Here is an 11007-nt window from a genome sequence, read left to right as displayed (position 1 = left end):
GGGCCCGCTCGGGCACCGGCCGCCGCTGTCCGGCGGCCACAGGCTGCGCCGGATGCCCGCGGCGGAGCGCGCGAACGCCCCGGCGGAACTCGGCCGACGGCTCGGGTCCTTCGCCATCGCCGAATCGACCAGCGCCCGGACCTGGTAGGGGATCTCGGCGGGCAGCGGGGCGGGCGTGTCCTGCTGGTGGGCCATGACGACGACGATGGGGTTGCGGTCGTCGAACGGTCGCCGTCCGGCGAGGCACTCGTAGGCCACGACCCCGAGCGAGTAGACGTCACTGGCCGGCGTCACCGGCCGGCCGGAGGCCTGTTCGGGCGAGACGTAGTAGGCCGTGCCCATCATGATGCCGGTCGCGGTCAGCGGGGCGGCGTCGACGGCGCGGGCGATGCCGAAGTCGGTGACCTTCACCACGCCGTCCGGGCGCAGCAGCAGGTTGCCGGGCTTGACGTCGCGGTGCACGACGCCGAGGGCATGCGCGGCCTGCAGCGCGTCGGCGGCCTGGCCGAGAATGTCGAGCATCCGCTCCGGCGACAGCCGTTTCTCGCGGTGCAGCAGCGCGGACAGCGGCTCCCCCTCGACCAGCTCCATCACCAGGTAGGCGGTGGGGTAGTCGTCGGCGGTGGCCACCTCGCCATAGTCGTAGACCGAGGCGACCCCAGGGTGCGACAGCCGGGCGGCGTGCCGGGCCTCCCCGCGGAATCGGACCAGGAACGACTCGTCGCTGGCGTACTCCGGGCGCAGCAGCTTCACGGCGACGGGGCGACCGAGCGTCTGGTCGAGCCCGCGCCACACCTCGCCCATGCCACCGGCGGCGATCCGGCCGTCGAGACGGTAGCGGTTGTCCAGGACGGTGTTCGGCGACGCGGCGCCGGCGAAGGGCTGCGACGGGGAGGCGGGATTGCCGGGCGAGTTGTTCATGGTCTGTCCAATGCGGCCTGCATGACCTGTTTTGCGACGGGGGCGGCGATGGCACCGCCGGTGCCGACCTCACCTCCGCCGTCCTCGACAATGACGGCGACGGCGACCTTGGGGTTGTCCGCCGGCGCGAATCCGACGAACCAGGCGTGCGGCGCCACGCCGGTGCCGTGTTCCGCGGTGCCGGTCTTACCGGCGACGGTGACCCCGTCGATCTGCGCCTTGCGGCCGGTGCCGGAGGTGACCACGCTCTCCATCATCGTGGTCAGCTCGGCGGCGACATCGCCGCTGACCGGCTTGCCGAGTTCCTTCGGGCTGGTCCGACTGATCGTCCGTTTGTCCGGGCCGCGCAGCTCGGACACCAGGTAAGGCTTCATCTCGGTGCCGTCGTTGGCGATCGTCGCGACCACCTCCGCCATCTGTAGAGGCGTGACCCGCACGTTGTACTGGCCGATCGCCGACTGCGCGGTCTGCGCCCCGTCAAGGTCGCTGGGGAAGACGCTACGTGCCTGCGGGAGGGGGAGGTCGGGAAACGTGGTGTTGAAACCGAACGCCTCGGCCTGGCTGCGCAGCGCGTCGTCACCGAGGTCGATCCCGAGCTGGCCGAACGCGGTGTTGCAGGAGATCGCCAGGGCGTGGATGAGGGTGTCGGTCTGGCCGTCGCCGCAGGTCTCGCCATCGAAGTTCGGCAGGGTGACGGTGCTCAGCGGCAGTTTCAGCTCGTTCGGGGCGGCGATCCGGTCGTCCGGGTGGCGCCCGGCAGCGAGCGCGGCGGCGGCGGTGATCAGCTTGAAGGTCGAGCCCGGCGGATAGGTCTGCTGGGTGGCGCGGTTGAGCAGCGGCTGCGACTTGTCGCTCGAGAGCACACCGTAGGCGTCGGTGGCGGCCTTCTCGGTGTGGCTGGCCAACGAGTTCGCGTCGTAGGTGGGGCTGGTGACCATCGCCAGCACCGCCCCGGTCTTCGGGTCGAGGGCGACGACGGCGCCCCGGCGGTTACCCAGCGCCTGCGCGGCGGCCTGCTGCACCGCCGGCACCAGGGACGTGATCACCGTGCCGCCCCGGCGCTGCTGGTTGGTGAACAGTCCGGTCACCCGGCTGGCGAGCAGCCGGTCATCGTCGCCGGAGAGGAACACGTCCTGGGAGCGCTCCAGGCCGGCGGCGGTGAACAGCGTGTAGTAGCCGGTGACGTCCGAGTAGAGGGCGCCGCCCGGGTACTGCCGCTGGTACTTGTACTGGTCGCTGGACGGCACCGACCGGGCGATCTCCACGTCGCCGGCGACGATCGAACCGCGTTCTCGTTCGAGGCGCTCGGTGATCTGGCGTCCGTTCGTCGGCTGGGTCTTGAGGCTGCCGGCCTGGCCGACCTGCAGCCAGTTCGCGTTCACCAGCAGCGCGGCGAACAGCACCATGCAGACGACAGCGACCCTGCGAGCCGGACGGTTCATGTCGTCTTCACCACCTGGGTGGGGCTTTCGGAGACGGCGCCGGGGTCGAACAGCGGCGCGTCCGAGGGGGGTTCGGGGGCGCGCCGCGCACTGTCGCTGACCCGCAGCAGCAGGGCGATGATCGCTGCGTTGGCGACGATGGACGACCCGCCATAGGAAACGAACGGCAGCGTCAGCCCGGTCAGCGGGATGAGCCGCATGACCCCACCTACCTGCACGAACACCTGCAGGCCGAGGGTGAACGACAGCCCGGTCGCCAACAGCTTGCCGAAGGCGTCCTTGGCACCGAGGGCCGCGCGCATTCCGCGCAACACCAGCAGCGCGTACATCGTCAGGATGGCCATCACCCCGGTGAGACCCAGCTCCTCGCCGAGGCTCGCCATGATGAAGTCGGTGTTGGCGAACGGCACCTTCTGCGGATGACCCTGGCCGAGCCCGGTTCCGCTGATCCCACCGGCGGCGAACCCGTACAGCCCCTGGACGAGCTGGTAGGACGTGCTGGACGGGTTGTCGCCGTCGAAGGCGTGCAGCCAGCCGTCCACCCGGACCTGGACGTGACCGAACAGCGGGTAGGCCAGCACCGCACCGGCGACGAACAGGCCGAGACCGGACAGGATCCAGGACACCCGCTCGGTGGCGACGTAGAGCACGACCAGGAACATCCCGAAGAACAGCAGGGACGAGCCGAGGTCGTTCTGCACGACCAGGATGCCGAGGCTGGCCAGCCACGCCACCAGCAGCGGGCCGAGGGTACGGGCATGCGGGATCTTCAGGCCGAGCAGGGTGGGTGAGCCGTAGGTGAGCACGTCCCGCTTGTTCACCAGGTAGGCGGCGAAGAAGATCAGAATGAGGATCTTCGAGACCTCGCTGGGCTGGAACGAGAACGGCCCGACCCGCAGCCACAGCCGGGCACCGTTGATGCTGGTCCCGATGCCGGGCACGATCGGCAGCATCAGCCCGACGATGCCGGCCAGCCCGGCCGTGTAGGCGTATCTGGCCAGCTTGCGGTGGTCGCGCACCAGGGCGAGCACCAGCACGAACACGATCATCGCCAACAGGGTCCAGACCAGCTGGACCTGCGCCGCGCTCGGCGGAATGTGTTTGCCGGCCTGTTTGGCCGCCTCACTGCGGGCCAGGTCGAGCCGGTAGATCATCACCAGGCCGAGGCCGTTGAGCGCGACGACGACCGGCAACAGCACCGGGTCGGCGGCGGGCGCGAACCGCCGCACCGCGATGTGGGCCATCGCCCACAGGCAGAAGAAACCCAGGCCGATCGTCAGGACGCCGAGGGAGAGCTGCCCGACGTCGGCGAGTGTGAGCGCTGCCAGTGCCGACGTGGCCAGCACCCCGGCGTAGACCAGCAGGGTGAGTTCGCGGCGGCGGTAGGGCGGCAGATTGCTGTCCCGCGGCAGCGGCAGGCCGGCGAAGGTGGCGGTGAGATCCGCCGACCGCGGCCGGCGCAGCGGGGGAAGGGGGAGCGGCGGGCGGGTCATCGCTGGCCTGGGGACACGAGCATGGGGCTCACGGAGACGGGGTGATCGCAGGGGTCGGACATCCGGCGATGGCAGGGGCGAGGGTGGAGCCGGGGGCGGCCCGACAGCTGTCTGGCGGCGCGGTGGGTGCTACCGCCGGTACCTTGAGGCTGGTGGTGCCGGGGGTCGGCGTGGACGTTCCCGCCGCGGCTGACGAGGCCGCCGCGGGTCGGGTCAACCGCTCGATGATCTGCTCTCCGTCCGAGCGGCTGTTCGCCGGGATGCCCTCGCGCACGTCGTCGCGATCCTCGGCGGCGATCTCGGCCAGCGGCTGGGCGTGGACGAGCACGGAGGAGAAGTGCAGGCCGGCGAAACTGCCCTTCACGCCCTGGAAGAGGGTGACCTTGTCGTCGTCGACACCGACGTAGTACTGGCTACGGACGTAGGCCCACCCGGCGGTGGCCCCGGCCACGACGATCACGAACACCACGGTGGACACGAACAGCACCCGACGCCCGGAACGGCGGCCCGGTCGTTCCGGGTCCGCCTCCCCGTCAGCGTCGTCGCCGTCGCCGTCGGAGCGGCTGCCGGCGGACTGTTGCCGGTCGCGCCGGTGAAACCCGGGCCGGCCGATCCGGGCCGCCTTCGCCGCGGCGGACTCGGCGTCGCCGTGGCGCGGGTCGGGGCCGCTGCGGGCCGACTGCGCGCCCGGCACGACCCGCTTCTCCGCCGCCGCACCCGCCACCAGCGGTCGGGACAGCGCCCCGCCGTGATCCTCGACGATGTCGGCGACGACCACGGTGATGTTGTCCGGCCCGCCGCCCTTGAGCGCGAGGTCAACGAGCTGGTCGACGGCCTCCTGCGGGGTCGGCAGCAGCAGCGTCTCGAGGATCGTCTCCTCGCTGACCACGCCGGACAGGCCGTCGGTGCACAGCAGGTACCGGTCGCCGGCGACGGCCTGACGCACCGACAGGTCGGGCTCGACCTCCCGGCCGTCGAGCGCCCGCATCAGCAGCGAGCGCTGTGGGTGGGTGTTCGCCTGCTCCGGGGTGATCCGGCCCTGGTCGACCAGATCCTGCACCAGGGTGTGGTCGTGGGTGACCTGGCTGAGGATGTCGTCGCGCAGCAGGTAGGCGCGGGAGTCACCGACGTGCAGAACGCCGAGCATGTTCCCGGCGGACAACACGGCCGTCACCGTCGTGCCCATCCCGTCGAGCGCGCTGTTCTCCAGCGACATCTCCCGGAGCTGGCGGTTCGCGTCGCGGACGGCCTCGTTCAGCTCGGTGACGAGATCGTCGCTGTGCACGCCGTCGTCGAGGTCGGCCAACCGTGAAATCACGGTTGAGCTCGCGACCTCGCCCGCGGCGTGCCCGCCCATCCCGTCGGCCACCGCCAGCAGACGCTGGCCGGCGAACGCGGAGTCTTCGTTTCCTTCCCGTACGTGCCCGACATCGGAGCGGACGGCGAAGTGCAGCCTGAGGCTCACCGGTGGAGCTCCAGGACCGTCTTCCCGATCCTGACCGGCGCGCCGAGAGGTACCGGCATGGGACTGGTCACCTTCGTACGGTTGAGGAATGTGCCATTGGTCGAGCCCAGGTCCTCGACGAACCACTGCCCGTCGTGGTGCACGAGTCTCGCATGCCGGCCTGACGCGAAGTCATCCTCGAGGACCAGAGTCGAGTCCTGTGCCCGTCCGATGGTGACAGGTACCGATCCTAGTGGAATCGTTGTGCCTGCCAAGGGCCCCTTCGTCACGACCAGTTTGCTGGGTGTGGGTGGCTTGTGTGCTGATTGTGGAGGGTTTCGCGGTGCGGCGGGGCGCACCATCGGTGGCGGTTCGCGGCGTTGCTGCCGTTTTGTTGGGCCGAACATGTCCAGTCGGACGGCGCGTACCGCCACCAGGACAAACCCCCACAACAGGGCAAGAAAGCCGATCTTGACGATCAGCAACACCAGCTCGCTGGGCTCGGTCGGGTCCATCGGCGACTACCAGCCCCGATCCGACCGGGAGCGGCCACGCGGGCCGGCGTCCCGCCGCGGGGCATCCAGCTGCCCCGGCAGAACTGTCTGCGCGTCGTACACGTCGTCCAGCGGCTCCAGGTCGAGGGACTCCCGGTCACCGTCCGGCGCGTTCCCGGGGTGGTGGGAGGGGGAATGCCGCGCCTCGCGGTAGTCCGGCACGCCCCCGGCATCGTCGCGGCGATCGCGCGGGCCATGACCATAGCCGCCCCGCTCGTCGTGCGCCGACCCCGAGCCGCGACCACGCTCCCGAGCGCGCGGATCCCCCGGCTGATCATAGCCGTTTCGACCGGGCTCCCGGAGCTCCTGGTCACGACGGTCCGGAGCACCGGCGGCTCGGCCGGGACGCTCCCCATACGGGTCCCCCGCCGGGTACCCGGCGCCGCCGCGCCGCTCTCGCGCATACGGATCCACCCGGCCACCCGGATCCACCCGGTCCGCGTGGCCGCCGCGAGGCGACGAACCGGCCCGGTAGGGGTCCTCCGGGACGGGCGTGGGTCGCCGTTCCGGCGGCGGTGTCGAACGCTGAGCCGGCCGCCCGGGCGCCGGTGTCGGTGCTACCCGCCCAGGTGGGGGTGTGCGTTCCGCCGCGGCCCCCCGATCCGGCTGGGACATCCCCCGGTTCGGCAACAGAACACCCCGCTCGGTGGACGAACGATCACCGAGCGGCCGATCCACGGGCGGCCGGGAGGGCGCCCGCTCGGCGGACACGCGATCGGGATGAGGCGTCGAGCGACCACCCGAACGGCCCGAGCCGGGCCGCCCGTCCTGCCGGCGGAACACGATCGTGGCCGTGCCCAGCTCGATCCGGTCGCCGTTGACGAGCTTCACCTGCCGGGCCGCCCGGCCGTTCACCAGACTGCCGTTCGTGGAACCGGCATCGACGTAGAGGAACTGCCCGTCCGGCAACCGGCGTATCTCACCGTGGCGCCGTGACACCCCGGTGTCGTTCAACCGGATGTCACACTCCACACTGCGGCCGATCACCGTGGTCTCCGCGTCCAGCGGATACTCCCGCTCCCCGGAACCACCCGGAGCCTTCGTCGTGATCAGCAGATGGGGCGTGCCCGGAGCACTCGGTCGTGCCCGGCGACCGGACACCACCCCCGGATCCGCCGCGGCCACACTGCTACGGATCCGGAACACCCCGACATCCAGATCGGCCGCCTCCGACATCCGCACCGACACCGGCCCGACGAACGTGTACCGCTGCTCGGCCGCGTGCTCACGGACCATCTCGGCCAGCTCGTCGCACAATGCACGGTCATACGGGGAGAGGCGGGCGAAGTCGCCACTGGCCAGCTCCACGGCGAACTCGTTGGGCACCAGCACCCGGTTCGAACTCACCGCCCGCCGGTCGTCGGTCTCCCGAGCCAGGGCGCTCGCGATCTCAACCGGCTCGACACCGCCCTTGAACACCTTGGCGAACGCACCCTCGACGAGGCCGCCCAGGCGCCGTTCGAAGCGTTGCAGCACGCCCATGCTCGACCTCCCTTCTCCCGGTCTGTGAGATCGTATGCCCCCAGGCGTCGACGCCCCAGGGCTGCGCAGCCTGACACGTGCCCGACCAGCCCGACCCCCCGGCGCAGAAGACATCTCCGGCGTGATAGCGTGTCACCTGCACAAGAGATACTTCCACTCGGGCGAGTGGCGGAATGGCAGACGCGCACGGTTCAGGTCCGTGTGTCCTAACGGACGTGGGGGTTCAACTCCCCCCTCGCCCACGCAAGCCCCTGTTGGCGCATGCTGCGCCGGTGGGGGCTTTCGTCATGTTGGCCGGGGGGGCCGAGCCCCCCCGAGACCCCCCACGTGCTCACGGTGTGGGGTGGGCTCGCCTTCGGCTTCGGGCCCTGGGTCCGTTCGCGGTGTGTGTGGGGGTTTGCCTTCGGCTTCGGGCCCTGGGTCTGTTCGCGGTGTGGGGTGGGCTCGCCTTCGGCTTCGGGCCCTGGGTCTGTTCGCGGTGTGTGTGTGTGTGTGTGTGTGGGTTTGCCTTCGGCTTCGGGCCTTGGGTCTGTTCGCGGTGTGTGGGGGGGGCTCGCCTTCGGCTTCGGGGCTTGGGTCTGGTTACGGTGTGTGTGGGAGCGGCTTCGGCTTCGGGTTGGGGCTGTCACGGGGCGCACTGGGCTGTGGAGCAGGATTGGGCTGCGCGCGGGTTGTCGGTGACTCTGCTGGTCGGGTTGGTGGCGATCGGAGTGTCATGATTCCGTTGCTGCGAAGCTGATGGCGACCGTCCGTGGTCAAAATGTGCTTCGTCTGCACAGAAGGTAGTGTCCCCACCTCCACCAGCCTTCGTCACCGGCCCCAGGGCAAGATCCGTCTCGTGTGGGGGCAGATCGGACACGAACCCCCGCGACGATGCCTGGGTATCCTGCGTGCCGCAATCCCGACAGCATCGCGGAACGTGGCCATGGGCGACGGACGGCGGTGCCAGCGGTGACCGGGGCCGTGGAGGCCCCGGTCGAGGTGGGGCGGGATGGGGGCAGTCTTGGTGGGGGTCAGGGGGTGGGGGTAAGGCCCAGGGGGGGTTGGGCGGGGCATTTCTGCAGGACGGTGCGCATCGCGGCAGCCTCTGCGGAGGTCACCCACAGGTGGTAGCGGGACTTCAGGCCGACCTGGCGAGCGACGTAGGAGCACTGGGCGCCAGGGCTGGGTGGGAGCCATTCGGCGGCGTCCTGGTCGCTCTTGCGGGTGTTGGTCGGGCCGTCCACAGCCAGCAGGTTCTGCGGGTCGTTGGCGAACTGCAGGCGCTGGGCGTCGGTCCAGTTCAGGGCGCCGGTGCGCCATGCGTCGGCCAGTGCGACGACATGGTCGATCTGGATGGCGGATGCGTTGCGGGAGCGGTCGAACCGGATGATCCGGGTCGTGTACGGGTCCGTGAGCTCGCCGGTCAGCACCGTGCAGTTGTCGGACTTGCGGATGGTGGTGCTGTGCAGGTCTCGGCGGAGGATGTCGTTGCGGGTGTCGCAGCGGTTGTGATCCACGTCCGACCAGGCGGTGCCGAACTCGTCCCGTTTGTACTTCGGCGAGTTGTCCTCGGCGCGGACGGGCAGGCTGCCGAGCACCGACAGGGCGGACCCTGAGCCACCGGCGGTCGCCGCGGCGGTTGGCCCACCGGACAGGCCGACTGCCGAACCGACCCGGTCGGCGGTGCTGCTGGTGCAGGAAGTCATGAGTCCTGCGCAGAATGCGACGAGTACGAAGATGCTCAATCGGCCGACATGGCCGACATGGCCGACATGGCCGATGGGGCTGGTGGGGTCAGAGGAACGTGGCCGTCCGGTCGAGCCCCGGGGGTCCCGTCGATCGGCGGGGACGTCCTGCACCGCCTGCCCGCTCCGGCCCGTCTGGTCAGCACCGATACCGCTGCCTGGCACCTGTCTCCTCGTCCTGGCGCTGTGTGGCCAGCGAGCGACCACAGCGCCTATCCGTCCTGCACCTGAATGAGCAGACAGTCACGTTAGCGGGGCGTCGTGCGCCGTGGGTGACAGCTACGCGAGGTTGGGCTGGGATCCGAGCAAAAAATCGGTGTGTAGCCGGATAATCCCGTACAGTGTGCTCCCATGGTCAGCATGCTGGCGCTCTCCGCCACCATTCAGTTACGCATCGACGGTTAGGCCGGACCGAGATGGCCGGCATTCCTCCGTCCCGTCCCCGTTCCAGCATCAACTCCGGCAGCGTTGCGGGCAGCAGCGCGGCGACCGGCACCCCCGCCGAGGCCGACACCGGATCCGCCGGCGTCGGTCGGGCCGGGACAGCATCGTCTCGACCGCCGCGCCAGGATGCGGCGCGTAACCGGGCGCGCATCGTCACGGCGGCGCGGGAGCTGATCGTCGAGCGCGGCGTCGAGGTCAGCGTGGAGGAAATCGCCCGGCGTGCCGGCGTGGGGATGGGAACCCTTTACCGACGCTTTCCGACCAAGGATGCGCTGATCGAAACCATCCTGGTGGACGCGGCGGGGCCCCTGCGCGAGCTGGCGGTCGAGATCGCCGCCACCGAACCGGCCCAGGACGCGCTGCAGGTCTTCGTCATGCGCGCGATGCTCGGTGACCCGGCCAACCGACTGTTCCTCGCCCCCGGAATGTGGCGAGGGGCGGCCGGGCGAGTGCTGGTCGACGAGGTGCTGCCATCCGTCGCGGCGATGCTGACGGCGGCACAACGGGTCGGGGCCGTTCGCGACGACATCGTCCTCGCCGACCTGCTGGTCCTGATGTGGTCGCTGCGGACGGTGGCCGAGGCGGCCGAACGGGTCGCGCCGGGTTCCGGGCAGCGCTGCCTGAACATCGTGCTGGCAGGCCTGCGACCGGACCGGCCGGTGACCTCGCCGACGGCGTGAGGACGACGGCGCCGCCGCTGGCGTGGCCGTGGCTCGCCGACGTGACGGCCTGGACGCGACGCCGCGGTCCGGCCTCGGGGATCGGTGACTGCAGGATGATCGGTGGCTGCAGGACGTCAGGGAAAAGCGACGCGTGCGCCGGGGCTCTGCCCACTGGTGTGCAGCTCGAGGACGCGTGGTTTGGCGTCCTTGGCCAGGTCGAAGACCAGGGTGCCGTGTTTGGTGTCGCCGGGGTTGATGGTGTCCCAGAGATCCTCGTTCAGCTTGAACCGGGCAAGGAAATCCGCCTCGTGCCGGTCGCCTCGATCGTCGCGGAGCAGCTGGGCGCTGTTATCCAATGCCGCCGGGGCGCCGCCGGTGTTGTGCACGGTCACCTTGGCCAGGCAGTAGCGACCGCTGGCACGTAGTGCGAGCAGACCGTCACCAAGCTGGCTCTGGGAACAGTCCAGGTTGGTGACGGTGAAGGTGAGCTGCTGGTCGGTGACCGGATCGCCGACGCCGGCCGTGGCGGCGCCCGCCGACGGTGTCGCGCTGGCTGGCACCGTCGTGTCCGTGGACGTCGGGCTGCTGCCCGTGCCGTCGTCATGTCGCGGCAGGGCCACCAGCAGGGCGACCGCGATCAGTGCCGCGAGGATAACGCCGGCGATCAGCGTGAGCTGACGGCGGTCGGGTCCGCGGCGGGCCGGCGGGGGCGGAAACGGCCCATAGGACTGGCTCGGTCCGGCAGATCCGGGGGCCACGCCGGGCAGCGGTACCGGGCCGGTGCCCGGCCCGGACGCGACCGGTGCGGAGGAGGCCATCCGGGGTGCCGGGGCGGGGG

General features: G+C 70.6%; 9 protein-coding genes and 1 tRNA gene. 2 read left to right on the top strand and 8 right to left on the bottom strand.

The window, feature by feature from the left end; translation table 11 throughout:
- From ND747_RS28005 to ND747_RS27980, 6 genes are all read right to left on the bottom strand, one after another.
- Positions 1-921 (bottom strand): serine/threonine-protein kinase (locus ND747_RS28005; RefSeq protein WP_251737260.1); only part of this gene is annotated, 921 nt, incomplete at its 3' end.
- Positions 918-2363, bottom strand: coding sequence for a penicillin-binding protein 2 (locus ND747_RS28000; RefSeq protein WP_251737259.1), 1446 nt, complete (start codon positions 2361-2363; stop codon positions 918-920). The genes ND747_RS28005 and ND747_RS28000, both read right to left, overlap by 4 nt.
- A complete protein-coding gene (locus tag ND747_RS27995) occupies positions 2360-3856 on the bottom strand; it encodes an FtsW/RodA/SpoVE family cell cycle protein (RefSeq protein ID WP_251737258.1) in 1497 nt (498 codons plus the stop codon). Before ND747_RS27995 ends, ND747_RS28000 begins: the two co-directional genes overlap by 4 nt.
- Positions 3857-3884: 28 nt before the next feature.
- On the bottom strand, positions 3885-5321 hold the full coding sequence (locus ND747_RS27990; RefSeq protein WP_251737257.1) for a PP2C family serine/threonine-protein phosphatase: 1437 nt from the start codon (positions 5319-5321) through the stop codon (positions 3885-3887).
- Positions 5318-5815, bottom strand: coding sequence for an FHA domain-containing protein (locus ND747_RS27985; protein WP_251737256.1), 498 nt, complete (start codon positions 5813-5815; stop codon positions 5318-5320). The genes ND747_RS27990 and ND747_RS27985 overlap by 4 nt, the downstream gene beginning before the upstream one ends.
- Positions 5816-5821: 6 nt before the next feature.
- Positions 5822-7336 carry an FhaA domain-containing protein gene (locus tag ND747_RS27980; RefSeq protein WP_251737255.1) on the bottom strand — a complete coding sequence of 505 codons (1515 nt, stop codon included), beginning with the start codon at positions 7334-7336 and terminating at the stop codon, positions 5822-5824.
- A 159-nt stretch (positions 7337-7495) separates the two neighbouring features.
- On the opposite strand from ND747_RS27980, the gene ND747_RS27975 reads away from it, so the two are divergent.
- A tRNA-Leu gene (locus ND747_RS27975) sits at positions 7496-7578 on the top strand.
- A 771-nt stretch (positions 7579-8349) separates the two neighbouring features.
- On the opposite strand, the gene ND747_RS27970 is transcribed toward ND747_RS27975, so the two are convergent.
- The gene (locus ND747_RS27970; protein ID WP_251737254.1) at positions 8350-9024 is read right to left on the bottom strand and encodes an HNH endonuclease family protein; all 675 of its coding nucleotides are present in this window, start codon (positions 9022-9024) and stop codon (positions 8350-8352) included.
- 455 nt (positions 9025-9479) lie between these two features.
- Here ND747_RS27970 and ND747_RS27965 point away from each other — a divergent pair, with 455 nt between their 5' ends.
- Positions 9480-10187, top strand: coding sequence for a TetR/AcrR family transcriptional regulator (locus tag ND747_RS27965; protein WP_251737253.1), 708 nt, complete (start codon positions 9480-9482; stop codon positions 10185-10187).
- A gap of 116 nt (positions 10188-10303) precedes the next feature.
- Here the strand turns inward: ND747_RS27965 and ND747_RS27960 are convergent.
- Positions 10304-11007, bottom strand: a 704-nt coding sequence (locus tag ND747_RS27960) for a DUF4352 domain-containing protein (protein ID WP_251737252.1), incomplete at its 5' end; no start/stop codon positions are given.

It is taken from the genome of Frankia sp. R82 (assembly GCF_023716925.1).
GTDB lineage: Bacteria > Actinomycetota > Actinomycetes > Frankiales > Frankiaceae > Frankia.
Note: the sequence above shows the minus strand (reverse complement) of the source record. Positions and strands in the feature narration are given on the sequence as shown.